Raw genomic sequence first — 24,720 nt, forward strand, 5'->3', positions numbered from 1 at the left:
CTACATACTTTTTCTTAAAATAGAGCGCAAACTTCTTTTGTAGTCTTCTGTAAGCCAGTCGCGGTAGTTATCAGTGCTTTTACTCAGGCAATAGGCATATTTTTGGACCCTAAACGAGATAGCATCTTCCAACAAAAGAGCCAGTTTCATTGCTTCATAAGCGTCTTCACTATTTTCCAGACACATTTGTGCGTGTTGTTCTATTGCCTGATCAAGTGCAACTTTAGGTTTTTGACCCAAATTCTTTGCTTTTTCATAGGCGGATTCTACGTCAAAATCAACTTCTTTTGAATGTTTGAATTTCTGCCTGATTTCTTTTGGCATTTCGTAAGAGAAATTCCGTTCAATTTCTTCGTCAGGAATTAGGTTTTCAAGGAAATAGTCAGGGTTTTTGAAGACACTGTTCCAGTCTACTTTTTCATCCCACAAGCCAAAGCGAGCAACATTGTTACCCATGTCCACTACTGTAAATTCCTTTTTTGTATCAGTGATACGTGAGCCGCGTCCAATCATTTGGTGATATAAAGTAAGTGAACGTGTTGCCCGGTTTAAGATAATAGCTTCAATATCGGGTACATCAAAACCTGTTGTTAAAATACCTACAGAGGTGATAATTGCATTGGGCGTCTCTCTAAACCAATCAATAATTTCTTTACGTTCTGAATCATTATGTTTGTTATCAAGATGCCTGATATTATCATAACCTGCACGTTTAAAGGATTCATAAACATATCGAGAGGTATTTATACCATTATTGAAAATGAGTGTTTTTTTATCTTTTGCTCGCTCTTCATAAGCATAAATCAATTTTTCTTGCATTGCATAATCGATGTAAACCACTTCTGAGGATTTAACAGTATAATCTCCGTTGATTCCAATCCGTAAAGCCCCTAAGCCCACATTGTAATTATAGGTTGTTGCTTTGGCCAAAAACCCCTTTTCGATGAGCTCAGAAATTGAATGACCTACAATCAATTCATTGTAAGTATCTTTCATTGGTAGTTTTATGTTGGAGCTCAGTGGTGTTGCTGTTACACCAAGAATATCACATTTTTTGAAGTACTTAAAAAGTTTTCGAAATGAATTGTAATGAGCTTCATCAACGATGACCAAACCGATATTATGAATAGAAAGTTGATCTTCCTTTAAACGGTTATTAAGTGTTTCTACCATTGCAACATAACATTGGTAGTCATCTTCGTCGGGAATTTCTTTGACAGAGCTGTTAATAATCATGTTTTGTACACCAATTTCCGTTAAGGTTTTTGAAGTTTGCTTGCTAAGTTCAATTCTATGTGTGAGTATTAGCACCTTTTTGCCTGCTTCATTTATATAACGTTTTGCAATTTCTGAAAAGATGACAGTTTTTCCCCCTCCGGTGGGAAGTTGGTATAATATGTTATAGCTTTCTGGAAAGTCTTTGAATCGTTTAAAAATTGCTTCAATAGCATTTTTCTGGTAAGTATATAATTCTCTATCTATTAAACTTTCTTGTTCCTTAACTTCAATCATATTGTTTTGAGTCCATTTTTACAAAAATAAGACCTTTATTAGGTTATTCCATAAAATATCCCTAAAAGTGTGTTAACGTAAATCTTTTCAAGCGGATTAATAACAAAATTTTAAGGGAAGAATAACTTTTCCTTTCTTTTAATTTAAGTAGTAATAGATTAGATTTGCAGAAAATTAAGGTACCCAATGTCCAGGAACAAACCTAGAAAGAAAACACGTCTACAGCTGTTGCATCAGTACTACAGCTATACCGGATTTTATGGTTTTTTGGGAAGTAGTCTTTTAAAAGCCATTCCTTTGATATTACTTTTCATTGGAGGACTATTTGCTATTCACTTTTTTGTAATAGATGTCAATGTTTTATTAAACAAGATTACTGAAACTTTTCCTGCGTTTGGGGTTTTTACTGTTTTTTTTATTTCAGAATCTGTTTTAGGACTTATTCCACCCGAACTCTTTATTGCCTGGTCAAGTAAATCTGCAACACCGGTACTTCATTTGTCTTTATTAGCATTGTTGTCTTATGCTGGCGGAGTAGTTTCATTTTATATCGGAAAAGCAATTACAAAAATACCTTCCATCCACGATTACCTTGAAATTAAAATGGCTAAGCACATTCGGAATACCCGAAAATGGGGTGGATTTCTGATTGTTGTTGGAGCTTTACTACCTATTCCATTTTCTATTACCACAATGGCGGCCGGAATTATTAAATACCCTTTAAATAGTTTACTGCTGTTTGGATTGTTGCGTTTTCTTCGCTTTTATCTATATGCACTTGCAATATTTAATATAGTAAGCTAATTACTACCTATCCACTTTTACTTAGTTTACAAGCACTTATAGTTAATTATTTGTTAAATACTACTTTGTATAGCAAAGTACTGTAACAAAACAATTAATCCGTCGTCTATATAGTAAATCAATCAATTAAATCAATTAATTATGACAACGGTAAAAAGAATGTTTAGCTCAGTTAGTGAGAAAAAAGAAGATCAGCAAATGAACAGACGTGGTTTATTAAGTTTAAATCAAAAAAGAGACGTTTGGAACAGTAGAAGACGATTTGGTTATTAATTAATAATCAAACTAAAAATATTCATCAATCAATTAAAATCAAATAGCCATGAGAACAATTAAAAGAATTTTCGAGTCAGTTAGTGAAAAAAGAAACAGTCTCTTAACCAATAAACGAATTGTGTTAGACTTTAACAATAAGAGAGATGTTTGGAATAGCAAAAGAAGGTTTAGCTATTAAGAAAAAAAAGTAACCAACTTTATAAGGATTTTGAATTAGCCTTCAAAAATCTTATAGCCGGTGTAGAAATTACACCGGCTTATTTATTTATTTTGAAGGGGGTAAAGATGGCCTTACTTCTATTTTGCTGGGAAGCGTTCGCGGGTGCATTCTTAATAAATCAACTACCATTGACCCCAAGTCTTCTTTTTGAATTTTCCAATCATCGTTACCATCCGGAGTGTGATTGTTAAAATAAGTCGCTACAGAGCCCGGCATAATGGTCGTTACTTTAACTTCATACTTTCGTAAGTCGAGCATAATGGCTTGGGAGAAACCTGTCACGCCAAATTTACTAGCATTGTAAGCAGCTCCATTTTCAAAGAAATTGGTACCTGCCAGACTGGATATTGTAATAATGTAACCTTTTGACTTTTTGAGGGCTTCTACTGCTGCTTTCACACTGTAAAAAACTCCTGTTAAATTGGTGTCAATAGTTTCTTGCCATTGCTCAATTGTTAATTGATCCACGGGAGCAAAATGGCCTAAGCCTGCATTTGCAACCAGAATATCCAATTTTTCAAATTTTTCCAGAACTTGAGCGACTACTTTTTCCTGTTGTTTGTAGTTTTTTACATCGGCTTGAAGCCCAATTGCTTTAGCTTTTCCTTTGCATAGTTTATTTAATTTTTTGGCTGCTTCAACAGCAGTATTTTTTGTTCTGCTGGTAATGGCAACATCTATTCCCTGCCAAAGTAATGCTTCAGCGATACCAAAACCAATTCCTTTACTGCCTCCGGTAACTAATGCTACTTTGCCTTCAATAAATTGCATATCTTTAAATGTTTTAGTTATTTATTCCTCTAAATTATGGAAAAAAGTTTCCCTTTACAATATTTTCAATGTAAAGCTTTTTAAAAAAAATAATCAAATGAAGTTTAGGATATTGTTGCTTACTTTCTGTTTATTACTATTATTTTCAGGTTTTTCAATTTCCAAAAATCAAACAGAAAATCCACTTGTTGATATTACCGAACTTTCATCCATGTTTTATCTGGACATTCGTTACGCTACCGCAAATAATTTTTTAAAAGAGCCACTATACGACTGTGCTAAATGCCTTTTACTCCCTGAAGTTGCCGAAGCTGTAATAAATGCAAGCTATTACTTTTGTGATCGGGGTTATGCTCTTAAATTTTTTGATTGTTACAGGCCGTTATCTGTTCAAAAGCAAATGTGGGAAAAAGTACCTAATCCAATTTATGTAGCCGATCCTGCAGTAGGTTCTGTGCATAACCGTGGAGCTGCGGTTGATGTAACATTGGCAACTCTCGAAGGAGAACCCGTTGCTATGGGAACCGATTATGATTTTTTTGGCAAAGCGGCACATATTGATAACTTTAATTTACCCGAAGAAGTGCTTGCAAATAGAAAGGTGTTACAAGAAGGAATGTTATACTTTAGTTTTGCAACCATACAGTCTGAATGGTGGCATTTCAATTATAAAAACAAAAGCGGTGCCCCTGTGATGGATGCACCGCTTTCTTGTAAATAGATTTTTATTATTTACTTTATGACATTGCCATAAATATCAAGCTCAACAATGGGTTTGCCAAGTTTTTTAACCTCGTTAAATTGTGTTGCTTTGTCACCAACTACAATATAAATCATCTCCTCTTCCTGAATGTATTTATCAACCATCCCTTTAAAATCTGACAAATCCATATTCTGAAGCACTCGCTGTTCTTCTTCAATATAAGTAAACGATTTATCAAACTTGCTGATGTCTTTCAAAATATTCAGCTTTGCACCCAATGACTCATAAGCACGAGTGTTTTGTTTAATCAATTTATTTTGGGTAAGGGCTACATCTTCTTCAGTAAAGTTGGGTCCATAATTCAATAGCATTTCCCTAACTATTTCAAGGGATGGTAAAGTTGCATTTGACCTGACGCTAGTATTTAAAATAAAAGGTGCTACTTCACTTCTATTGGGAATAAAAGAATATGCCCCATAGGTATAACCTTTTTCAATACGAAGAGTTTGGAAGAGCATACCGCTGGATCCACCTCCTAAAATCTCATTGGCATAGTTTAGCTTGACAGCATCTTCATCAGCTGCAGAGAGGGCTTGTTTTCCAATATAAAGCACAGATTGTTTTGAATTGGGAACGTCTATAAAATAAAGCGTTCCCGGAGTGGCTTCTTCGATGGCTTTATAGTTAGGGATAACTATTTCTTCTCCATTCCAGTTTTTTTCCAAATCTGATAAAGCACTGGTTACTTTGTCTGTATCTACTGCACCAACAACGTGAAAGGTTGTCAATCGTGGTGAGAGATTTGTATAAAATTGTTTTAAATCATCAAGCGTTATTCCGGTTACACTTTCTTCTGTACCATTGGTTGGTAAACTAAAAATATGCTCTTTACCATAAATGAGTTTATCAAAACTAAGTGAGGCTACTGCATTTGGATTGGCTTCTCTTCCTTTTATGGAAGTTAAAATTTCCTGCTTTATTTTTTCAAAATCTTTTTCATCCCATCGCGGACTTAAAAGCATTTCTTCCACAAGTTTCAGGGTTTCTTCAAAGTTTCTCGCCAAACTTGCTCCGGAAATTGTAATTTCTTCCAGACTACTACGCACATTGATATTTGCACCTAACAAACCTATTGCTTCTTCAAGTTCTGCTGCTGTTTTTGTGGCGGTTCCTTCATTGAGCATGCGAGCGGTAAAAGAGGCTATACCTGCTTTTTCGGGGGTGTCAAGTAGTTGACCGCCTTTTATTGAAATTTCAAAAGCAACCAAAGGCAATTCATAATCTTCAATCCCCAGAATTGACATACCGTTTGAAAGTTCATTTGTCCAGACAGTTGGCATTTTAAAAAGTGGCGTTTCACCGAAAGGTGGCTCAGAACGGTCATGCTTGCTAGGTGTTTTGTTATAAACTGCTTCTTCCCCCTGCCCCACTTCTTCAGAGGCGTTCATAGCCGTGACTTCTTCTTCCCATACGGTAGCAGGTTCACTGCCCGCTACAGCCAAATTAGATGAGCCTTTAGGAAACACACTGGTCATAATATAATTTTTATCCTGGATGTATGTATTGTAGACCCGCATCACGTCTTCTCTTGTAACCGCCTGAGTGAGTTTAGCCCTTTTGGTGACATAAGCGGGGTCACCTCCAAATTCGTTATCCTGTGCCAGTTGAAAGGCTTTGTTTAAAATGGTAGAAACACCATAATACAATTGGGTTTCGAGTTCGGCCTTGATGCGCTGTAGTTCAGTGTCCGTGAAGCCTTCTGTTTCAAATTTTGCGAAAGCATCATCCAGGGTTATTTTGACTTCATTAAGGTCAACACCCTCATTTGCCCTTACACGAATCACAAATTCACCCGCAAGTTCATTGCTGCTTTGATAGCTTGAAACATTGGGTGCTAATTTTTTATCTTCAACGATGGATTTATAGAGGTGTGATTTTTTGCTTCCGCTAAGAAGCTGCCCCAATACTTCCAGCGCTTGCTGGTCTTTATGAAATTCCTCAACGGTTGGAAAAACCATACGTAACTCAGGAAGTTTTGCAAAATTGTCTTCAAAGGAGAGTGCCTTTGTAGTTTCAAGGCTGACAGGCATAGGTTCCATTTGTTCCACTTCAGGCCCGCGAGGGATTTCGCCAAACCATTTTTCAACAAGTTTTTTGGTTTCTTCAACATCAATATCACCGGCAATTACCAAAGTTGCATTTGCAGCACCATAGTATTGGTTGTAAAATTCTTTAACATCATCTAAAGTTGCCGCCTGCAAATCAGGCAATGAACCTATGACCGTCCAGTTGTATGGGTGGTCTGCAGGGTATAGATTTGAACGGATTATTTCATCAGTATATCCATAGGGTGCGTTATCTACGCGCTGGCGCTTTTCATTTTTTACCACTTGTTTTTCCCTTTCTAATGCAGCTTCGGTAACCGTGTTAATCATATATCCAAAACGATCTGAATCTATCCAAAGGATTTTTTCAAAAGCATCTTTTGGAACCACTTCATAATAGATGGTTCCATCATTCCATGTTCCACCATTTCGGCTTCCGCCCCATTCAGGCACCATTTTTCTGTTGGCACCTACAGGAACATTTTCAGAATCGTTAAAGGCCATGTGTTCAAAAAAGTGGGCAAAACCTGTTTTACCGGGTTTCTCGCGGTTTGAGCCAACGTGCATTACGGTTGCAACAGCGACAATGGGATCACTTTTATCAACATGAAGGATTACTTCCAAGCCGTTATCCAGTGTAAATTTTTCATATTCCAAAGTAAACTCCTCTCCTTTATCTTCATCAGTAGTGGTGGTTTTATTACAAGAATACATAAAAAGCATACAGCCGGACATAAAGAGGTATTTTAATAATTTCATAATGTTGGTTTTGTTTGAAAATCCAGCTAATATACAAAAGTTAAAATGCTCTAAAAGTTAAAAAAATGATATTGCAATGATAATGTGTTTAATGTGATATATTTTTACCTTTGTCCAAAATGCAGATTATGATAAAACTATTCAAGATTATAGCTTTCCTGGAGGGAATTTCCTTACTCTTATTGTTGTTTATAGCAATGCCTTTAAAGTATATTTGGGAAATGCCCCAAATGGTGCAAGTGGTTGGAATGGCACATGGTATCTTGTTTTTGGGGTATATCGCTTTAGCTTTTATGGTATATAATGAGCTGAAATGGTCATTAAAAACACTTGCAATTGTTATGATAGCTTCAATTATACCTTTTGGAACATTTTATATCGAAAAAAAATACCTTACTGCTTAATATATGATTGATAAAGACATTTTAATTTCTTATACCCATTTTTTGAGGGAGTATTTAATCGAATTGGGGTTTACTGAGTTTTGGGCAAGATATATTAACCTCATAGCGGTGCTCATTCTGATTGGAGGTCTCGCCTATATTTTGGACAGAATTCTAAGGAAAATAATCGTAAAAGTATTCCATCTCTTTTCAGTGAAAACCAAAACCACTTTTGATGATTTCTTGGTTCAAAGTAATTTTCCCAGGTATATTGCACACATCATTCCACTAATTTTACTTAAGGCAAGTTTTCCTATTATATTTGAAGGCTTTCAAATTTGGTTTGAAGTTTTTAGTATCGCCATTAATGTTTATGGGATTATACTTATCGTAAAAATCATCAGGAGTGTTTTACGGTCCACAAAAAATTTCCTCCGAACCCAGGAAGAGTATGCAGATAAGCCCTTGGAAAGCTATTTACAGGTGGTCCTCATTTTTCTGTGGGGAATCGCCATCATTTTTGTAATTTATGAATTAACCGGAAAAGACGTGCTCAGCCTGGCATCTCTGGGTGCTGTTTCGGCTATATTGCTCCTTATTTTTAAGGATACCATTTTGGGGTTTGTAGCTTCTATCCAGGTTTCTGTAAATGATATTGTGCGTATAGGTGATTGGATTACTTTTAGCAAATATGGTGCAGACGGTACCGTTATTGATATAAATCTGGCTACTGTAAGGGTTCAAAACTGGGACAATACATATACAACAATTCCCACATATAGTCTTATTTCTGACTCTTTCCAAAACTGGCGCGGTATGCAGGAATCAGGTGGAAGAAGAATCAAACGCTCTATTTTTATAAAACAATCTTCCATTAAATACCTCACTCCCGAGAAAATGGAAGAATTAAAAAAAATACAACTGGTCAAAAATTATATTGAGCACAGACAACTCGAGATTGACCGTCATAATGAGCGGGTAAGTGCTGATAAAAGTGTTTTGATCAACGGAAGAAACCAAACCAATTTTGGAGTTTTTCGAAAATATCTGGACAGTACACTCAAAAACAATACAGGCGTAAACAATAATATGTTGATTATGGTGCGCCAAATGCAGCCAACACCTCAAGGGATTCCTCTTGAAATTTATTGTTTCAGTTCTGATAAGCGCTGGGAAAACTATGAGGCCATTATGTCTGATGTTTTTGATCATGTGATTGCGGCAATTCCTTATTTTGATTTAGAGCTCTTTGAAGAACCCACCGGTAGCGATATCAAAAATCTTCTTCAATTTAATAAACCACTCCCACCTTCAGGTGTAAAAGATAATTAAGGACAACACATGATGCTTAGATGAAAATATTTCTGATTTGCTTTACAGTTTTTTGTCTGGTAGCTACTTTGATGCCTTTGATAACTTCCAAGAAATGGTGGGTTAGGGCATTTGACTTTCCGCACTTGCAAATCTCATTTCTCAGCCTTATTGCTTTTATAGCACTTATTTTTATGGTAGATTGGGATAATTATTATGATATAGGATTGCTCATCTTATTGCTTATTGCCCTTACCTACCAATATAGTATTATGCACCCCTACACTCCTTTAGCTAAAAAACAAATCACAGCGACCCGTATCAGGTCCAGCAGTGCTTCCATACGTGTTTTTTCTGCAAATATTTTACAGGACAATAAGGATTTTGAGAGGTTTTTGTCTGTATTCAGAAAAGCAAACCCGGATATTGTAGTCCTGCTCGAAGCCAATAACTGGTGGCAGGAAAAATTAAAAATTTTAAAAGAGGAATATCCATATAGCGTTGAATATCCCTTAGAAAATTTTTACGGAATCATTCTTTTAAGCAAGTTGAAACTTAAGGATACAGAAGTAAAATTTCTGGTTGATGATAAAATCCCTTCCATACACGGTTTTGTTCAACTAAAAAATAAGACCTGGGTAAAGTTGTATTGCCTTCACCCTATGCCGCCAAGCCCTACTGAAAATGAAAAATCATTAGACCGGGATGCCGAAATTCTTATTATTGCCAAAGAAATACGTAAAGAAGACTACCCCATTATTGTAATGGGAGATCTCAATGATGTAGCCTGGTCGCATACCACCAGAATGTTTCAACGCATAAGCCAGCTTTTGGATCCGCGAATTGGCCGCGGATTTTATAACACATTTCATGCAGACTACCCCCTTTTCAGATGGCCCCTTGATCACTTGTTTGTCTCTGATGATTTTAAACTCGCTGAATTAAAACGATTGAAATCAATAGGATCAGATCACTTCCCCATGTTTGCCGAATTATGTCACGGTTGCAACAGAGAAGAAAACGGAAGTCCAGAGAATGCTTCTAAGGAAGATAAGGCAGAAGCCAAAGAAACTATTGAGAATGGTCTGGAAGAAAACGGGAAATCGCCAGATTAATTATTTCCTTATGATCAAATGCTAAATCAGGAAGCTTATCAATACCAAACCATCTTGCGTCACCGGCATCATCAGCAGCCCGGGGAGTAATTTTATTTTTTACAAAGCCCACATGTGCAATTGAAACAGTCCGCCTTCTGGGGTCTCTTCCCGGCTTACCAAAAGCATACAATTGCTCACATGATGTCAAAGCAACCCCTGTCTCTTCTTTTAATTCGCGTAAAGCAGCTGTTTCCAAATCTTCATAATCTTCCACAAAACCTCCTGGTAATGCCCATTGTTCTTTATAGGGTTCATTTTTACGTTGAATCAATAAGAGAAGCGTTTGCTTTTCACTTTTGCAAAATACAACAGTATCTACTGTCAAGAAAATACTTTGACTGCTCATTATTTTGGAATTTGAGGAATATTGAGGTTTGTTCCAAAAGTATCGTTAAGCTTTTTAATAAAATAAGCTGAAAGGAGCGGCGATTCCTTCTCGATATTTTGATGCACAAAAAAGTAAATGTTTTGTAATCTCTCGTCAACCCATTCTTTTAAACGAATGACCCATTCGTCCAATCGGGTGTAATCGCTCTTCTGATTTGCACCGTTATACCTTATAAAGGCAGTATTTGATGTCATTCGCATATGTAATAAATCTCTTCTGCCGGCTGTGTCCGTAATGATGTTTGCAATATTAAAACTTTCGAGAATCGCATATAATTCACTTGCCACGACAGGATCATTATAGCAGTCAGTATGCCTGAATTCAACAGCCAATGAAACATCTTTAGGGAACAATTTAAAAAATGGTTCCAGTCTGTCAATGCCTTTTGGCGCAAAATTATCCGGCATTTGTAGAAAGGGCATTTGCAGTTTCTCTTTTAAGTTTGAGGCAGCAAGAAGGTATTCATTTAAGAACTCCTCAGCACCTTGCAAACGTTTCCAATGACTAATTCCCTGAAAAAGTTTTGGAAAAAACCGAAATTCATTAGGGGTTTTATCATACCATCTTGCAAATTGATCAGCAGGAAAAATGCGGTAAAAAGTAGCATTTAATTCTATGGAATTAAATTGGGTGGAATAGTATGCCAATTCATCTTTGGTGCCCCTTGGATAAAATCCTTTTAAATCGGCACGGTTCCATTTTGCACACCCTACATAAATATTAGGGGTTTTGGGTTTTTTGAATTTTGATAACAATACTTTGGTTTCTATGTGGTCAGGAGGAAGAGAAAAATCTATTTCTTCCGGGTTGTTAACTTTTCCAAACTTCATGATGATTCTCTGTTTATTTATTTAAAAATAGCTTGATGTTTATGTTTCCCCTTTATTTTTTGATATAAACCGTTTTTACATTTACAAACTCCCTTATCCCCTCTTTGCTCAATTCACGGCCATAACCGGAAGTTTTTATTCCGCCGAAGGGGAGTCTGGGGTCACTTTTGACGAGTTCATTGATAAAAACAGCCCCTTCTTCAAATTGAGGAATTAGCTCTTCCATTCGTTTGATGTCTTTGGAGAATAAAGAAACGCCTAACCCAAACTTGGAATTATTGGAAAATTCCACAGCTTCTTTTTCAGTCTTAAAAGTTGTTACCGAAAGAACGGGTCCAAAAGTTTCTTCTTTAAAGATTTCCATTTTGGGACTGACGTTTTTCACAATCGTGGGTTCAAAATAAGTACTTTTTCGGTTTCCGCCCAGAATGATTTCAGCCCCGGATATTACAGAATTTTGAAGTTGTTCCTCCAGTTCTTCTGACAGGTTTTCCTTTGCCATCACCCCAATAAAGGTTTCATCATCCATAGGGTTTCCGCTTTTTAATGTTTTAACTTTTGCCGTAAGCTTTTCCAAAAATATTTCTGCAATACTTACATCAACGAGCAAACGCTTTCCTGCGATGCAACTTTGTCCGGTGTTTTGAAAGCGTGCCTGAACACAGGTCTCAATCGTTTTTTCAATATCTGCATCTTTAAAAACAATAAGTGCATTGCTTCCGCCAAGTTCCAGCACTGTTTTTTTTATGTTTTTTCCGGCAATGGATGCAACAGAGGCCCCTGCCGGTCCGCTTCCGGTTAAAGTCACAGCTTTCACTACAGGATGTTCAATAATTGATTTGACAGCATCACTTCCCACGAGTAAGGTTGTAAAACAATGTTTCGGGAAACCAGCCCTTTCAAATACTTTTTGAATCATCATTGCAGAACCAAAAACATTGGAAGCGTGTTTTAAAACGGCTATATTTCCTGCCATCAATGCCGGCGCCGCAAACCTGAATACCTGCCAAAATGGATAATTCCAAGGCATGATTGCTAAAATTACTCCTAAAGGCTCATAATTGATATAGCTTTTATCAGCGTCTGTGTTGATTTTTTCTGAGGCCAAATGAATTTCCGCATGTTCTGCATAATATTCACAGACCCAGGCGCATTTCTCAACTTCTGCAATGGCTTGTTTGATGGGCTTTCCCATTTCAAGGGTCATAGTTTCAGCATATTCTTTTTTGTTCTTCTTCAGCTCTTCAGCAGCTTTTAACATCAAGTGTTTTCTTTTTTCGAAAGAAACATTTTTCCATTTCTGAAAGCGTTCTTCAGCTTTTTCCAAAGCGTCAACTACATCCTTTTCAGAATGAGTAGTGTATGACTTAAGTGCTTTTCCGTTATAAGGATTTATAGATTTTATTGTTGCCATAATTCTATTGGTTTATTTTAAAATTAATCATTTAAAGTTTTAAACCCTTTGGTTTTAAGGGATTTTTAAGGTTTTCTTTGTTGATAACCTCGTTTATAACTAGGCCGGTTTTAACTATTTCATGGAGAATGCTTTCGTTATTTTTAATAAAACTTCTGATTATGAACTCCCGCGAACTTGATTTGGTTGCTTTACGTCCCGAAATTCCTTCAGCAATTGTCACCCCTTTAATGAGTTTTGATGAACAGTTTCAAAACAAAACCTTGCGTCCTATTGTGAAGTTGCAAAATGAATTGTTTGTTCTAGTTTTTAGAAACTATGTATCCAAACACAAAAATGTGTTTTATACCTTATCGCTCGACAAAAGGTTGCAATACATTGAAAACGCCATTCAAAAAGATATTAAATTCAGGAACTCATTGAAAGGAATGGTCATAGGGCAATTTACAATTGAAGAATATGAACTTTACATTCAAAACTCTTCTTCCCTCAATAAGCGTATGATGAATCTTGTTATCGAAAGACTCAAGAGCAACATTCAGCTCTTAGAGTATGAGTGCGTTCATTAAAAAGCCCACGATGATGGTCAGTGCAAAACTCATCAGTGTCCCAATAAGGACATACTCTGTTTGCTTGCGCCCACCGCTTTGACTTTTATCGCTGAAGCGTAAAATGGACTTTGCCGCAATAAGAAACCCTATAGCCGCAATATTATTGGTCAGAACAAAGGTGAGCACAAGTATACGCTCAAAAATACCGATATAGCGTCCTGCCTTGTCCAGGCTATTCACCCTGTCTTCTTTTTCAATTTCTACCTGCCAGTGCTTTGTTGCTTTTCCAATAATAAACCCGAATGGAAAAATAACTATCAAATAGCCCAGTAAAAGAATCAATGTGTTTTGTGAATCAAAAAGCGACTCAAAAAACGGAACAACCGCTTCAAAATTATCAGTGAGGTATAACCACGCCAACAGTAAAACAATCAGGTGAAAAAACTGGTCCAGCAGAAAGAGTTTTAAGTTGTCTTCTTTTTGGTTGAGTTTCCATAAATCAATCCCAAAATGCGTCACCATAATTAAAACCGGAACCAAAAAGCTGCTCCATTGCTGTAAAAAAAGGTATGTAAAGAATCCTGCTAAAAAAGCGTGAAGGTAGAGAAAAGGAGCTTTTGCCCTGCGCTCCCTTTTCTGTTGGATGGCTTTTGCCGGCTGCAGCACAAAATCTGTGAGTACGTGGGCCAATAATAACTGTAAAGCGATAAGCAAAGTTTCGTTCATAACGTATTATTTTGAAAATACCTGATTAAACCGGTGTAACAATAATTGTACTTCTTCCCATCCTGCTGCCTTTTTTCTCAGATTAATGGCTGCCTGGCTACGTTTTAAAAGATCAGCTATTTGCTGCTCTTTCATTCCTTTGAGCAGATAATAGACCACTTCTGCAGAAGCGATTGACCATTTATCTGTAAGGCTGTCCAGAAACTTTAGGCTTACCTTAAATTCGCTGTTGATGTTTTCATTTCCGGTTTTAAGGCTTAGTTTCTTGTTTTCAGCTTTCATGGCATCAAGTGTATGGCCCGAATAATGAAATGCTTCTCCGTTTGATTCTGAAATGGCTTTTACGTTGTAATCAGCCTCCCCTATCCCTATCGCGATACGCACATCTGCCACCGGCATATTTGACTTTTTTTGGTTTGGATCCTGCACTTTTAATACTGCTGCTTTTAAGCGTAACGCAATGTGCAATGCGTCTTCAGGATGTTTTACGACTCCCTGAAGGCTATCTCCCCTGAATATTGTAAATAAGGCATCCTGTTCCTTAGAAATCGAGTCAAATTCAGTCTTCAAAACATTTACAACCTCCTTCAGGAAGGTCTTTTCATAAGAAGTTGAGTTGATTAAATCAGCTGTTAAAACGGCGACCATACAATTTGTTTTATTACAAATATAAGTCAAAAGACTTATAAAACCAAAATATAAGTCAAAAGACTTATAAAACCAAAATATAAGTCATAGGGCTTATAAAAAAAGGATTCCTGAATTTTTATTAACATTTTACACAATATAATAGGAATTGAAACTACTTTTGTGCTTCTAAATGTCATTAAATGATTAAAAATCAGCTTTACAAAAAGTGCCTGGATATCTTAAATCAGCAACTGGAAAAATACCAGAACGAAATCGCATTGGTCAAGGAAGCCTTAGAAGGCGAAAACTCTCCTTCTGAAGAAGATGATGGCGGAAAGGGTGAAATGCTCAACGAGTTGGAAAAATATGCCAGATATGTAGAAACCACTGAAAAGACCAAAGAACAATTAAAACGCATAGATGTGTCACAGGAACATCAAGTGGTCGCTAATGGAAGTCTGGTTGAAACCGAAAAAAACTTCTTTTTTATAACTGTTGCCCTTGGAAAGCTGGATATAGATGACAATAAAAATTACTACTCCATTTCAACAGATGCGCCCATTTATGCCCATTTAAAAGGTAAAAAGGCAGGTGACAGCTTTGCTTTCAACAATATGAATTATAAGATTGTAAATGTGTATTAACTGTCTAAAAGGGATTCCCCATTCAAATCTGTCGTAAGAACATCACTCATATACCTGAAAAAAGGTTGCACCAACTCAAAATGATGGACCACCTTTTCAAAAAAGCCTGAAGACATAACCTCTTTATCAGTGTAATAATGTGCTACAAAGAAGTTTTTATTTTTAATCAAGTCGATGGCTTTGTGGTCTTTATCAAAACCTTTTGGAGCCGTTTTCACCTGGTCTGAAGTATCAAACCCTTCATAGACTTTTTTAAAATCCGGTTGGTTCAAAATTCCCCTGATTTCGCTGTCATCCATTTCAAATTCTTTTCTGATGCGAAGCAAATCTGCCGGATTGGGCTGAAAAAAACCGCAGCCAATAAAGGAGTTTCCGGGTTCGAGTTGTAAGTAATAACTTCCGCGACGGTGTGCTCCTGCCCTGATCCAGTTGGCGCTTCGGTTTGTTTTGTAGGGTAGTTTGTCTTTACTAAAGCGTACATCGCGGTAAATGCGAAAAATTTTCATTTTTTCGATCTCATCAAAGTTATTGATTGCGCTGGTTATTTCGTTGAAAAACAATTTGAGTGCTTTGTCTTCTTTTTGAAAACGGGTTTTGTTTTCGGCAAACCACTCGCGATTGTTGTTTTCTTTAAGCTCGCTTAAAAACGGAAAGAGTGTTTCAGATATTCTCATAAATTACAGCCATTTTTTTTGTTTAAAATAAATTAGCATGCCCACAAACACAAGAATCATAACACCCCAAACCACAAAATATCCATACCGGTATTCAAGCTCAGGCATATATTGAAAGTTCATTCCATACACACCGGCAATAAAGGTAAGCGGTATAAAAATAGAAGCCATGATGGTGAGGACTTTCATAATTTCATTCATCTTGTTTGAAACACTGTTCATATATAAATCCAGCAAACCTGATGCAGATTCCCTTAACACTTCAATGGTTTCAATCACCTGAATGGTGTGATCATAAAGATCCCTTATAAAAACCCTTACATCAGGGTGTAAAATAGATTCATCAATCTTTTCAAATTTGCTGATGACTTCTCGTAATGGGTAAACAGAGCGTCTTATGTCAAGGGTTTCCCTTCGCAAATGGTGTAGTTTGGCCAGTACAGATTCAACAGGGTTCACCAAAAGTTCTGATTCCAGGGTTTCTATTTTTTCACCTAAAGTTTCTAAAATTAAAAAATAATGATCTACAACAGAGTCAACAAGCGCATATAGTAAATAGTCAGATCCTCTTTTTCTGATGAAACCTTTACCTTCTAGAATACGTTTTCTAACTCCTTCAAAAACATCACCTGTTTTTTCCTGAAATGATATTAAAATATTTTTGTGTAAAATAAAACTTAGTTGCTCATCTTCAACTTCATCGTCCTTATTAAGCATTAACATTTTAAGAACAATATGAATGTAATTTTCATATTCATCTATTTTTGGTCGTTGCCCCACACTCAGAATATCTTCCATCGTAAGCTTATGCACCAAAATTTTTGAGCAAATATTTTCAATTATGGATTCGTCATGGATGCCGTCAATATTTATCCAAAGCGTATCTTTTGAAGTATCTATCAAATGAATTACTTCTTCCAGATTCTTTGGAGTGATCTCCTGCACTTGATCTTCATTATAAATCAATACAGAAAATTCAGCTTTTTCCATCTTTTGCTGACCTGTAAAGAGAAGTGTTCCCGGTGCCAGACCTATTTTTGACTTGCGTTTTTGTCTTTTTCTTGCCATAGTGTTTCTTCGGTTGAGCGCTTGTGTTTTTGGTTTTCTAAAAATAAAACAATTTTTCAGGAAATAAAGGTTGCAAAGCAAGTCTTTAGTTGTTTTCACGAAAACGAACGGATTAAAGCGGCTATTTCCTTATTTTTGAAGTTCATGGATTCTAATAATCAATTGGCAAAACAATACAGGGGCTTTCTCGATACCCCGGCACTTTTTAAGGAAAATAAAAACTTTGAATTGTTTTCATTTTCCGGGAAAAATAAAGAATACATTTATAAATTAGAATTAAAACAAATTCCGGAAAACCTGGTTTTGGGCAAACGTGTGGAGTTGTTTTTTCAGGATGCTATTAAAAACTCAAAAAGCCAAACAATTTTAGCTGCAAACCTTCAAGTTATAGAAAGTAAAGTAACGCTGGGCGAATTGGATTTTTTAGTAAAAGACACTTTAAATAACCGATTTCTACACGTTGAATTGGTTTATAAATTTTATGTGTATGATCCTAAAATTGAAGGAGAACTTCAACGCTGGATTGGCCCAAACAGGCGGGACACCTTATTGTATAAAATCCAGAAGTTGAAAAATAAACAACTTCCCTTACTTCAAAATAAAATCACACAGGATTATTTGAAAGACATGAATCTTCCTTCCAAAGAATTTTCCCAACAGGTTTGTTTCCTTGGAAAACTCTATGTGCCCATTCATTTATATGGCAGGTATTTTCCAAAAATAAACAATAGCTGTATCGTAGGTTTTTGGCTGACATTAGACGCATTTATTGACAGGCATAGGGACGATGATGTCTATTGTTTACCGAAAAAAGAAAACTGGTTAATCCATCCTGAAGACAACGATGCTTGGATTTCCTTCGCAGATTCAGTAAATAATACGAAACAATCACTTCAAAACAAAAAATCCCTTTTATGCTGGAAGAAAACACCCACAAATAGCTATGAACAATTTTTTATTGTGTGGTGGTAATTTAAAGTATGTATTCTTCTTTTCTATGAAGCTTCACTATAAAGGACAATCACGAATACCAATTAAATTGTGAAAAGTCGGTTAATAAAGATTTTAAAAGTGCTAAATAGCTGCTATTCTTTTTAGTAGATTTGATATGAATAATATGGGGCATATATGCGAAACTTTTTAATCGCTTTTGTTGTTTTACTTTTGTGGTGTGCTGTTGCTTTCATATACTACGCGACTGACATTTCCAGCAATGTTTCCATGCTGTTTGATAAATCTTCTTCTCCCGAGAACAGTTCTGAAAAACTTGTTGAAAAGAAGGATACAACATTGGTTGAAAAAACCAATAGAGATTCATTGGATAAATTTCAAAATTCTATTAAGCCAAACCTTGCGAAGCTTTCAGTTTTTGATAAAAACAGCTTACTTTTATATGAGTTAGATTCTCTTTTAATAAGAAAAAATACTGATACTGTATATTATCAAGGCTCTGCAGAAGCCTATTTTGATCCATTAATCAAGCATTTGTATGAAAATAAAGAAACCGGAATTGTGTTTACAAGCGATTACAGTGCCAATGAAAATTTTATGACTCCAAATTTTGGAATTCAGCGAGGACAATTTATCAAAAATGAATTGGTGAAGTTAGGTGTCAATAATCAAAAAATTAGTATTGAAAGCGACATCAAAGATATTGAGTTTTCAAAAAAAGGGTTTTCATATGGAGGCATTCGTGCTCAATACTTTCGTTTAAGCGAAAATGATCTTGAGGCAATAGAAAATAATAAAATCAGAAATTTTAATATTTATCCTAGATTTTCATTTTCTAGAATTATTGCAAACAATGAACTGAAGGACTTTGCCAAAGAGTTAAAGAATATTTTAGCTGAAAATGATTCTTATAAAGTTAAAATAATTGGCCATACAGACAATATTGGCAGTAAAGTAGACAACTATCAATTGGGTTTAAAATATGCACAACAAGCAAGATGGTATTTAATCAATAATGAAGGAATTGACCCTAAAAAGCTTATAGCACTTTCAGAAGGTGAAGAAAAACCGATAGATGATAATAATACAGCTTTAGGAAGAAAAAATAATTTAAGAATAGAATTTGTTATTGAATAGTATGGATTTTACATTAGAAAATATTCCGGAAACAAAATTTCTACTCGAACTATTCATTTTGATGCTAGGTGCTTTTATCATTGGTTATTTTTTTGGAAGTAGAAAAAAAACAAAAAAAGGTAAAACACACAATAGTAAACCCAAAGACATTAATGAAATTGAAACCATTTTTAGCGAAATTAAGCCTGAAATCATAAAGATGATTCAGGAACATAAAAGTACAATTCCAAAATCAAACAAAATAAAAAACAAATCATTTCAACCGGAGTTAAATTTTGACAGTTTTGGATATGCTGATGAAATGAATAAAGATGATCTTACAAAAATTGATGGAATAAGCCCTTTTATTGAAGATAAGCTTAATCAGCTAGGGATATTCTCATTCAGTCAAATTAGTCGCTTTACGAAAGAGGATATAGCCACTGTAACACATTTAATTGAGTACTTTCCCGGAAGAATAGACCGCGACGACTGGGTTGGTCAATCCAAAAAGAAAATCACAAAAAAAGCCGCTTTATAAAGCGGCTTTTTTTGATTTTCTAAGGTAGATTTTAATTATTGCCTAAAATAATGGGCATTCCTTCTTGTCCACTTCCAATTACAATCACTTTACTATTTGTTGATTTAGCAAGTTCAACTGTCGCCTGAATACCTTTTTCTTTCAAAATTTTATCAGTCAAAGATGCATCCAAAATTTCATTGGCAATAGCTTTACCTTCAGCATCAATACGTTGTCTTTCTGCTTCTTGTTCAGCTTTTTGAAGTCTGAATTCATATTCAAGCGCTTCTTGCTCCTGACTCAATTTACGTTCAATCGCTGCCTTAATGGTTGGAGGCAATTTTACGTCTCTTACCAAAACTTCATTCAATTGTACATATTGACCTTCAAGAAGACGGTTTGTCTCAGCAAATATTTCTGTTTGTATGGCATCTCTTTTACTTGAATAGAGTTGCTCAGGGGTGTAACGTCCTATAACGCTTCTTGCAGCCGAACGAATAGCTGGCTGTAGAACTCGTTGTACATACATTTCACCTTTTTGCTGGTGCAAGTTTCCTAAGTTTTCATATTCCGGTAGATACCAAATCGAGGCATCAATTCTAATATCAAGTCCGTTTGAAGAAAGTGCTTCAATTTTTTCTGAAAGCTCTTGCTGTCTTACCTCGTATACTGTTACGCTGTTCCAGGGTGCAATGATGTGAAAACCTTCACCAAGTGCAGGTTGATCAGTAACAACACCATCGGCAAGTGGTTTATAAAGAACTCCTGCAGAACCTGCGCCTATAGTTGTTATTGATTTTGTGAGTAAAATGATTACCACAATAATTATAAAAATTAAAGGCAATCCGATTTTTGGCATTTTTTCCATAGCTGATATTTTATTTTTAAAGTTTAAATATTGTTTATTTGTTATTCATTTCAGATTAAATCAATCCAAAATATTTTCTGCTGAACCACTCAATTGCGAGTATCGCAACTAAAACGAAAAGCAGTATTTTCCAATCGAGCAAAGTTACGATTTTTTGTTCACTTTTTTGAATGGTTTCATACCTAGTGTCGTTTAATAAATCCTGTTCCAGTTCTGAAAAATTGTCTATAAAATAATGAGCTCCATTCGTTGCATTTGAAAGTCGGCTAAGCTTATCAACATTTGCATTTAAAAATTGTTGTTCTACATTAAACTCTAAAACACTAAAACTTCCTGAGACACTTAATGGCTCTTCTGTGACACTCACTGTATATGTGTAATCTCCGGGCTCTAAATTGCTTAAATTTACTTCATAAAAATTAGATTTTAAAAGTAAAGGAAAAGTATTTGTTTGTTCAGTTTCAATATTCTTGACCGTAATATTTAAAGAAGCCCGATTATTAAACACATAATTTTTGTCAAAAAACTGAGCCTTTACTCTTATATCACCATTGTTGTAATAAAATGAAGAGGCTTCAACATCCAATCTGGTTTTGTTTTTGTCTGAAGCAAGATATTGAACTAGATTGCTTATAAAGTCATCAAAGGGATTGAAACTAGTATTTTTCAAATATACATTTGCCCTCCACTTCCAAATATTTTCTCCGTCAAGAAGTGCGTGTCTTTGTGAACCTTCTTCATAAGTTGAAAGCAAAGCATTTTCAGTAGTGATACCTAAAATTTGTTGCTTTAACAGGACCTCATGTGCGCCTTCAAAAGTTAAATCTCCCAAAGAAGACTTCAATGGTGGCAAGTTGTTGAAACCAATATCCTCTACTGAAAAGAGTGAATAAGCAGTATTTAACACCCCTTGAACTTCTTCAGTGCTATAAGCTGATTTAGTAAAATGGGATTGAATTCGATTGAGAAAAGTCCAATTGGTTTGGGATCCGGTAATGAGGAAATAATTTAAACTCAGTTGCTCAATTTTATTAAATAACTCAGTAAAACGACTGGTAGGCTGATATAAGACCACCAATTGATAATCCTCTAAATCATTCAAGGCTTCTTCAGGAGAGGCTATTGTAACTTTTCGTTGTTCATTACTGCCAATCGATTTTTTGAGTGCTCCAATATCAGGATGAATAATATCAGAAACTAAAAGAATGTTAGTTGCTTCATCAATCACTTCCACAGCAAATACGCTTTTGTTGTTAACTTTGTTTTTTTCATTTTGAAGCTTTCCAATTTCAGCGGTATATTTTTGAACCCCTACCCTGTTTGCCGGAAGTGTAAAATTTAAGACCTGAGAAGATTGAGATTCACTGAATTGAATCGTTTGTTGGTAAACAGTTGACGTTCCTTGTTTAACAGTAAAAGTTGCATTTTCAGAAGTATTACCTGAATACAAAAGAAAAACTTCAACAGGAAATTCATTGTTCAAATATGCATATCTGTTTGCATTGATACGGCTTATTGAAACATCTTTATAAGTGATAGTGTCACCGAGAATTATGGGGTAGACAGGCTGTTTTAAACTCTGTGAAATAAATTCATAATCTGCTCCATAAGTTTGATTTCCATCAGTTAATACAATAATTGGTGCTACTTTATTTTTATTTACTTCATTTAAAGATAGCAATGGTTGAGAAAGGCTTGTTTGTTTTTCTGAAAAACTTAATGAATCAGCTGTGTTCAGGCTTTCGCCGAAAGAGTAAAAAGAAACATCAAAACGATTTTGAAGGGCATCATTATTTTTGATAAAGTTTACCGCGTTTTGGGTTTCTTGACTTCTTTCGAGGTAACTCACAGATTCAGAATTATCAATTAATACCGTTAGAACCGGCTTTTCATTATAATAAGAAGTGTTGTAAAACTTGGGGTTGATTAATAATAGTAACAAAATAAAAATACTTAAAAAACGTAAAGCTCCAAAAAGCCATCGGAGCTTTACTGAAAGCTTTGATTTATATCCATAAAAAAAACTTGCAATACTTAGGGCTACAAATGCCGCTAATATGATATATAACAATGAATTTTCATGCATATAGTTCTAGTGTATGCCCATTAATTATTTTTTACGCTGGGTAGATTAAGTTAGCATTCCGCCATCAACATTAAGCACTTGCCCGGTAACATATGATGACAAATCACTGGCTAAAAACACACATGCGTTTGCTATATCTTCAGGTGCTCCTCCACGTTTTAAAGGAATAGCATCTCTCCAGCCCTGCACTGTGTTTTCATCAAGTTTTGCGGTCATTTCGGTTTCAATAAAACCCGGTGCAATTGCATTACAACGAATATTTCTTGACCCCAATTCCAATGCAACTGATTTTGTAAAACCAATTATACCGGCTTTTGAAGCCGCATAGTTTGTCTGACCTGCATTGCCTTTTACTCCTACCACCGAACTCATATTTATAATAGAACCCTGTCGTTGTTTTAGCATAGTGCGCTGCACTGCTTTGGTCATATTAAAGACAGACTTGAGGTTTACTTCAATTACCTTATCGAAATCTTCTTCTGAAATACGCATCAAAAGGTTATCTTTAGTAATTCCTGCGTTATTTATCAATATATCGATGCTGCCAAATTCCTTTACCACATCTTCTGCAAGTTCTTGAGATTGCTGAAAGTTTGCAGCATCACTTTTATATGCTTTGGCTTTAATGCCTTCTTTTGTGAGTTGATTTTCTAATGCTAAAGCTGCTTCTTCAGAAGAGCTATATGTAAATGCTACATTGGCACCGTGTTTTGCAAATACTTCTGCAATTCCTTTACCGATACCTCTACTTCCACCTGTTATAATTGCTGTTTTTCCTGATAGTAGTTTCATATACTGGTTTTAATTAATAGTTGTCACCAAATATACGCAATTGCACTATGAACAAACAAAAAAACCTCTCGAAAATCGAGAGGTCAATTTGTTAATCTATTCAGAAAATTTAGGCGAGTACTTCTGCTACTTTCTTACCTATTTCTGCAGGAGAGTCTACAACGTGAATGCCGTGTTCTCTCATGATTTTCTTTTTAGCTGCAGCTGTATCTTCACTTCCACCAACTATAGCACCGGCGTGACCCATTGTTCTACCGGCGGGTGCTGTTTCTCCGGCAATAAACCCTACAACGGGTTTCTTGCTACCACTTTCTTTATACCATTTAGCGGCGTCTGCTTCAAGTTGTCCACCAATTTCACCAATCATAACAACACATTTTGTTTCGTCATCATTAATCAATAACTCCAGTGCTTCTTTAGTTGTTGTTCCAATTATGGGGTCACCTCCAATTCCAATGGCCGTCGTGATTCCCAATCCTTGTTTTACAACTTGATCTGCTGCTTCATAGGTAAGTGTTCCTGATTTTGATACCAAGCCAACATTCCCCTTTTTAAATACAAAACCAGGCATGATGCCAACTTTTGCTTCTTCAGGAGTTATTACGCCAGGACAATTGGGACCTACCAACCTACAGTTTTTGTTTTTAATGTAGTTATTTACTTTGATCATATCTGCTACAGGAATTCCTTCCGTAATCGTAATAATTACTTTAATGCCTGAATCAGCAGCTTCCATAATTGCATCGGCGGCAAAAGCAGGAGGTACAAAAATGATAGTTGTATCAGCTCCCGTCTTATCCACAGCTTCAGAAACGGTGTTGAAAACAGGTTTATCAAGATGTGTTTGCCCACCTTTTCCGGGAGTTACACCACCCACTACGTTTGTACCATATTCAATCATTTGACTTGCGTGAAAAGTACCTTCACTACCTGTAAAACCTTGGACAATTATCTTGGAATCTTTATTAACTAGAACACTCATTGAAATATATAGTTTTTATGAATTTGACTGCAAAAATAAACTTTTAAAACGAGTTTAAAAATTATACTTTAACTCTATGATATGATTTTTGTGTATCATCTTTATCTGTTACCGGCTGACTGATTTGATATCCTTTATAAAGCTGATTGTCTTTTACCTCCCATATAGCAATGAAATGGGCTATTCCCAGTTCTTCATTGGGGTTTTCAACTGTTGTTATATAGTATTTATATCGTATCGTTACAAAATTATCATCTTGAAGTAAATGACTGATTTCTATGCGCATATCAGCATAATTGCGTTTTACTTCATTAAAGAAATCTTTTAAATCATCAAAATTTAAAATTGAAAGCCCGTCTGTTGTGCTATTCCAAATTAAAGTAAGCTCTGGATGAACATAACGTTCAATCAGGTTTTTCTCTTTTATGAAATCTGATTCATAAAAAGATTTGACGATTTCTTTCACTTTTTTGCTCATA

General features: G+C 35.6%; 25 protein-coding genes. 10 read left to right on the forward strand and 15 right to left on the reverse strand.

The genetic code is table 11. From position 1 onward, the window contains the following. Positions 1 to 1,512 (reverse strand): DEAD/DEAH box helicase, encoded by a 1,512-nt coding sequence (locus tag IEV69_RS08750; RefSeq protein WP_188441567.1) that lies wholly within the window; start codon positions 1,510 to 1,512, stop codon positions 1 to 3. 186 nt (positions 1,513 to 1,698) lie between these two features. Here IEV69_RS08750 and IEV69_RS08755 point away from each other — a divergent pair, with 186 nt between their 5' ends. Next, positions 1,699 to 2,316 (forward strand): short-chain dehydrogenase, encoded by a 618-nt coding sequence (locus IEV69_RS08755; RefSeq protein WP_188441569.1) that lies wholly within the window; start codon positions 1,699 to 1,701, stop codon positions 2,314 to 2,316. A 541-nt stretch (positions 2,317 to 2,857) separates the two neighbouring features. On the opposite strand, the gene IEV69_RS08760 is transcribed toward IEV69_RS08755, so the two are convergent. Further along, a complete protein-coding gene (locus IEV69_RS08760; protein ID WP_188441570.1) occupies positions 2,858 to 3,583 on the reverse strand; it encodes an SDR family oxidoreductase in 726 nt (241 codons plus the stop codon). Positions 3,584 to 3,680: 97 nt separating this feature from the next. On the opposite strand from IEV69_RS08760, the gene IEV69_RS08765 reads away from it, so the two are divergent. Further along, positions 3,681 to 4,304 (forward strand): M15 family metallopeptidase, encoded by a 624-nt coding sequence (locus IEV69_RS08765; RefSeq protein ID WP_188441572.1) that lies wholly within the window; start codon positions 3,681 to 3,683, stop codon positions 4,302 to 4,304. 11 nt (positions 4,305 to 4,315) lie between these two features. On the opposite strand, the gene IEV69_RS08770 is transcribed toward IEV69_RS08765, so the two are convergent. Further along, the gene (locus tag IEV69_RS08770; RefSeq protein ID WP_188441574.1) at positions 4,316 to 7,150 is read right to left on the reverse strand and encodes a M16 family metallopeptidase; all 2,835 of its coding nucleotides are present in this window, start codon (positions 7,148 to 7,150) and stop codon (positions 4,316 to 4,318) included. Positions 7,151 to 7,278: 128 nt separating this feature from the next. Between IEV69_RS08770 and IEV69_RS08775 the strand changes: the two genes are divergently transcribed. Genes IEV69_RS08775 through IEV69_RS08785 form a run of 3 tightly spaced genes read left to right on the forward strand, consistent with a single transcriptional unit; the run spans position 7,279 to position 9,959 of the window. Further along, positions 7,279 to 7,554, forward strand: a complete 276-nt coding sequence (locus IEV69_RS08775) for a DUF3817 domain-containing protein (RefSeq protein ID WP_188441576.1) — start codon at positions 7,279 to 7,281, stop codon at positions 7,552 to 7,554. A 3-nt stretch (positions 7,555 to 7,557) separates the two neighbouring features. Next, a complete protein-coding gene (locus IEV69_RS08780) occupies positions 7,558 to 8,865 on the forward strand; it encodes a mechanosensitive ion channel family protein (RefSeq protein ID WP_188441578.1) in 1,308 nt (435 codons plus the stop codon). Positions 8,866 to 8,885: 20 nt separating this feature from the next. Continuing rightward, complete coding sequence (locus IEV69_RS08785; protein WP_188441580.1) at positions 8,886 to 9,959, forward strand: endonuclease/exonuclease/phosphatase family protein; 1,074 nt, start codon at positions 8,886 to 8,888, stop codon at positions 9,957 to 9,959. Here the strand turns inward: IEV69_RS08785 and IEV69_RS08790 are convergent. The 3 genes from IEV69_RS08790 to IEV69_RS08800 are packed head-to-tail and all read right to left on the reverse strand — an operon-like array spanning position 9,916 to position 12,633. Then, positions 9,916 to 10,347: an NUDIX domain-containing protein gene (locus tag IEV69_RS08790; RefSeq protein ID WP_188441581.1), complete on the reverse strand. Its 432-nt coding sequence runs from the start codon at positions 10,345 to 10,347 to the stop codon at positions 9,916 to 9,918. The genes IEV69_RS08785 and IEV69_RS08790 overlap by 44 nt on opposite strands. After that, complete coding sequence (locus tag IEV69_RS08795) at positions 10,347 to 11,219, reverse strand: DUF72 domain-containing protein (protein WP_188441582.1); 873 nt, start codon at positions 11,217 to 11,219, stop codon at positions 10,347 to 10,349. Before IEV69_RS08795 ends, IEV69_RS08790 begins: the two co-directional genes overlap by 1 nt. Before the next feature lie 52 nt (positions 11,220 to 11,271). After that, on the reverse strand, positions 11,272 to 12,633 hold the full coding sequence (locus IEV69_RS08800; RefSeq protein ID WP_188441583.1) for an NAD-dependent succinate-semialdehyde dehydrogenase: 1,362 nt from the start codon (positions 12,631 to 12,633) through the stop codon (positions 11,272 to 11,274). 161 nt (positions 12,634 to 12,794) lie between these two features. On the opposite strand from IEV69_RS08800, the gene IEV69_RS08805 reads away from it, so the two are divergent. After that, the gene (locus IEV69_RS08805; protein WP_188441584.1) at positions 12,795 to 13,202 is read left to right on the forward strand and encodes a glyoxalase; all 408 of its coding nucleotides are present in this window, start codon (positions 12,795 to 12,797) and stop codon (positions 13,200 to 13,202) included. Here IEV69_RS08805 and IEV69_RS08810 read toward each other — a convergent pair. Together IEV69_RS08810 and IEV69_RS08815 are read right to left on the reverse strand one after the other, a co-directional pair. Continuing rightward, the gene (locus IEV69_RS08810) at positions 13,179 to 13,910 is read right to left on the reverse strand and encodes a DUF3307 domain-containing protein (protein ID WP_188441585.1); all 732 of its coding nucleotides are present in this window, start codon (positions 13,908 to 13,910) and stop codon (positions 13,179 to 13,181) included. The genes IEV69_RS08805 and IEV69_RS08810 overlap by 24 nt on opposite strands. A gap of 6 nt (positions 13,911 to 13,916) precedes the next feature. Then, entirely contained in the window at positions 13,917 to 14,558 is a 642-nt protein-coding gene (locus tag IEV69_RS08815) for a hypothetical protein (protein ID WP_188441586.1), read from the reverse strand. Between the two features lie 182 nt (positions 14,559 to 14,740). On the opposite strand from IEV69_RS08815, the gene IEV69_RS08820 reads away from it, so the two are divergent. After that, complete coding sequence (locus IEV69_RS08820) at positions 14,741 to 15,184, forward strand: transcription elongation factor (protein ID WP_188441588.1); 444 nt, start codon at positions 14,741 to 14,743, stop codon at positions 15,182 to 15,184. Here the strand turns inward: IEV69_RS08820 and IEV69_RS08825 are convergent. Further along, a complete protein-coding gene (locus IEV69_RS08825) occupies positions 15,181 to 15,858 on the reverse strand; it encodes a DUF2461 domain-containing protein (RefSeq protein ID WP_188441590.1) in 678 nt (225 codons plus the stop codon). The genes IEV69_RS08820 and IEV69_RS08825 overlap by 4 nt on opposite strands. 3 nt (positions 15,859 to 15,861) lie before the next feature. After that, positions 15,862 to 16,926, reverse strand: coding sequence for a magnesium/cobalt transporter CorA (gene corA, locus IEV69_RS08830; protein ID WP_188441592.1), 1,065 nt, complete (start codon positions 16,924 to 16,926; stop codon positions 15,862 to 15,864). A gap of 144 nt (positions 16,927 to 17,070) precedes the next feature. Here corA and IEV69_RS08835 point away from each other — a divergent pair, with 144 nt between their 5' ends. From IEV69_RS08835 to IEV69_RS08845, 3 genes are all read left to right on the forward strand, one after another. Continuing rightward, complete coding sequence (locus tag IEV69_RS08835) at positions 17,071 to 17,898, forward strand: DUF1853 family protein (protein WP_188441594.1); 828 nt, start codon at positions 17,071 to 17,073, stop codon at positions 17,896 to 17,898. Positions 17,899 to 18,054: 156 nt separating this feature from the next. Further along, a complete protein-coding gene (locus IEV69_RS08840; protein ID WP_188441596.1) occupies positions 18,055 to 19,014 on the forward strand; it encodes an OmpA family protein in 960 nt (319 codons plus the stop codon). Position 19,015: 1 nt separating this feature from the next. Next, on the forward strand, positions 19,016 to 19,534 hold the full coding sequence (locus tag IEV69_RS08845) for a helix-hairpin-helix domain-containing protein (RefSeq protein ID WP_188441598.1): 519 nt from the start codon (positions 19,016 to 19,018) through the stop codon (positions 19,532 to 19,534). Positions 19,535 to 19,565: 31 nt separating this feature from the next. Here the strand turns inward: IEV69_RS08845 and IEV69_RS08850 are convergent, their stop codons facing one another. From IEV69_RS08850 to IEV69_RS08870, 5 genes are all read right to left on the reverse strand, one after another. Then, a complete protein-coding gene (locus IEV69_RS08850; RefSeq protein WP_188441600.1) occupies positions 19,566 to 20,381 on the reverse strand; it encodes a prohibitin family protein in 816 nt (271 codons plus the stop codon). A gap of 55 nt (positions 20,382 to 20,436) precedes the next feature. Continuing rightward, positions 20,437 to 22,467, reverse strand: coding sequence for a vWA domain-containing protein (locus IEV69_RS08855; protein ID WP_188441602.1), 2,031 nt, complete (start codon positions 22,465 to 22,467; stop codon positions 20,437 to 20,439). 45 nt (positions 22,468 to 22,512) lie between these two features. After that, entirely contained in the window at positions 22,513 to 23,259 is a 747-nt protein-coding gene (gene fabG / locus IEV69_RS08860; protein WP_188441604.1) for a 3-oxoacyl-[acyl-carrier-protein] reductase, read from the reverse strand. 109 nt (positions 23,260 to 23,368) lie between these two features. Continuing rightward, positions 23,369 to 24,241 carry a succinate--CoA ligase subunit alpha gene (sucD, locus tag IEV69_RS08865; protein WP_188441607.1) on the reverse strand — a complete coding sequence of 291 codons (873 nt, stop codon included), beginning with the start codon at positions 24,239 to 24,241 and terminating at the stop codon, positions 23,369 to 23,371. 61 nt (positions 24,242 to 24,302) lie between these two features. Continuing rightward, positions 24,303 to 24,719 carry a nuclear transport factor 2 family protein gene (locus IEV69_RS08870; RefSeq protein ID WP_188441609.1) on the reverse strand — a complete coding sequence of 139 codons (417 nt, stop codon included), beginning with the start codon at positions 24,717 to 24,719 and terminating at the stop codon, positions 24,303 to 24,305. Between the last annotated feature and the right edge of the window lies 1 nt (position 24,720).

Source organism: Planktosalinus lacus (assembly GCF_014640155.1).
Lineage (GTDB): Bacteria > Bacteroidota > Bacteroidia > Flavobacteriales > Flavobacteriaceae > Planktosalinus > Planktosalinus lacus.

Excerpts from the sequence above, each read along its gene's own strand:
- IEV69_RS08750 (WP_188441567.1), bottom strand. The coding sequence starts at position 1,512 with ATGATTGAAGTTAAGGAACAAGAAAGTTTAATAGATAGAGAATTATAT.
- IEV69_RS08755 (WP_188441569.1), top strand. The coding sequence starts at position 1,699 with ATGTCCAGGAACAAACCTAGAAAGAAAACACGTCTACAGCTGTTGCAT.
- IEV69_RS08760 (WP_188441570.1), bottom strand. The coding sequence starts at position 3,583 with ATGCAATTTATTGAAGGCAAAGTAGCATTAGTTACCGGAGGCAGTAAA.
- IEV69_RS08765 (WP_188441572.1), top strand. The coding sequence starts at position 3,681 with ATGAAGTTTAGGATATTGTTGCTTACTTTCTGTTTATTACTATTATTT.
- IEV69_RS08770 (WP_188441574.1), bottom strand. The coding sequence starts at position 7,150 with ATGAAATTATTAAAATACCTCTTTATGTCCGGCTGTATGCTTTTTATG.
- IEV69_RS08775 (WP_188441576.1), top strand. The coding sequence starts at position 7,279 with ATGATAAAACTATTCAAGATTATAGCTTTCCTGGAGGGAATTTCCTTA.
- IEV69_RS08780 (WP_188441578.1), top strand. The coding sequence starts at position 7,558 with ATGATTGATAAAGACATTTTAATTTCTTATACCCATTTTTTGAGGGAG.
- IEV69_RS08785 (WP_188441580.1), top strand. The coding sequence starts at position 8,886 with ATGAAAATATTTCTGATTTGCTTTACAGTTTTTTGTCTGGTAGCTACT.
- IEV69_RS08790 (WP_188441581.1), bottom strand. The coding sequence starts at position 10,347 with ATGAGCAGTCAAAGTATTTTCTTGACAGTAGATACTGTTGTATTTTGC.
- IEV69_RS08795 (WP_188441582.1), bottom strand. The coding sequence starts at position 11,219 with ATGAAGTTTGGAAAAGTTAACAACCCGGAAGAAATAGATTTTTCTCTT.
- IEV69_RS08800 (WP_188441583.1), bottom strand. The coding sequence starts at position 12,633 with ATGGCAACAATAAAATCTATAAATCCTTATAACGGAAAAGCACTTAAG.
- IEV69_RS08805 (WP_188441584.1), top strand. The coding sequence starts at position 12,795 with ATGAACTCCCGCGAACTTGATTTGGTTGCTTTACGTCCCGAAATTCCT.
- IEV69_RS08810 (WP_188441585.1), bottom strand. The coding sequence starts at position 13,910 with ATGAACGAAACTTTGCTTATCGCTTTACAGTTATTATTGGCCCACGTA.
- IEV69_RS08815 (WP_188441586.1), bottom strand. The coding sequence starts at position 14,558 with ATGGTCGCCGTTTTAACAGCTGATTTAATCAACTCAACTTCTTATGAA.
- IEV69_RS08820 (WP_188441588.1), top strand. The coding sequence starts at position 14,741 with ATGATTAAAAATCAGCTTTACAAAAAGTGCCTGGATATCTTAAATCAG.
- IEV69_RS08825 (WP_188441590.1), bottom strand. The coding sequence starts at position 15,858 with ATGAGAATATCTGAAACACTCTTTCCGTTTTTAAGCGAGCTTAAAGAA.
- corA (WP_188441592.1), bottom strand. The coding sequence starts at position 16,926 with ATGGCAAGAAAAAGACAAAAACGCAAGTCAAAAATAGGTCTGGCACCG.
- IEV69_RS08835 (WP_188441594.1), top strand. The coding sequence starts at position 17,071 with ATGGATTCTAATAATCAATTGGCAAAACAATACAGGGGCTTTCTCGAT.
- IEV69_RS08840 (WP_188441596.1), top strand. The coding sequence starts at position 18,055 with ATGCGAAACTTTTTAATCGCTTTTGTTGTTTTACTTTTGTGGTGTGCT.
- IEV69_RS08845 (WP_188441598.1), top strand. The coding sequence starts at position 19,016 with ATGGATTTTACATTAGAAAATATTCCGGAAACAAAATTTCTACTCGAA.
- IEV69_RS08850 (WP_188441600.1), bottom strand. The coding sequence starts at position 20,381 with ATGGAAAAAATGCCAAAAATCGGATTGCCTTTAATTTTTATAATTATT.
- IEV69_RS08855 (WP_188441602.1), bottom strand. The coding sequence starts at position 22,467 with ATGCATGAAAATTCATTGTTATATATCATATTAGCGGCATTTGTAGCC.
- fabG (WP_188441604.1), bottom strand. The coding sequence starts at position 23,259 with ATGAAACTACTATCAGGAAAAACAGCAATTATAACAGGTGGAAGTAGA.
- sucD (WP_188441607.1), bottom strand. The coding sequence starts at position 24,241 with ATGAGTGTTCTAGTTAATAAAGATTCCAAGATAATTGTCCAAGGTTTT.
- IEV69_RS08870 (WP_188441609.1), bottom strand. The coding sequence starts at position 24,719 with ATGAGCAAAAAAGTGAAAGAAATCGTCAAATCTTTTTATGAATCAGAT.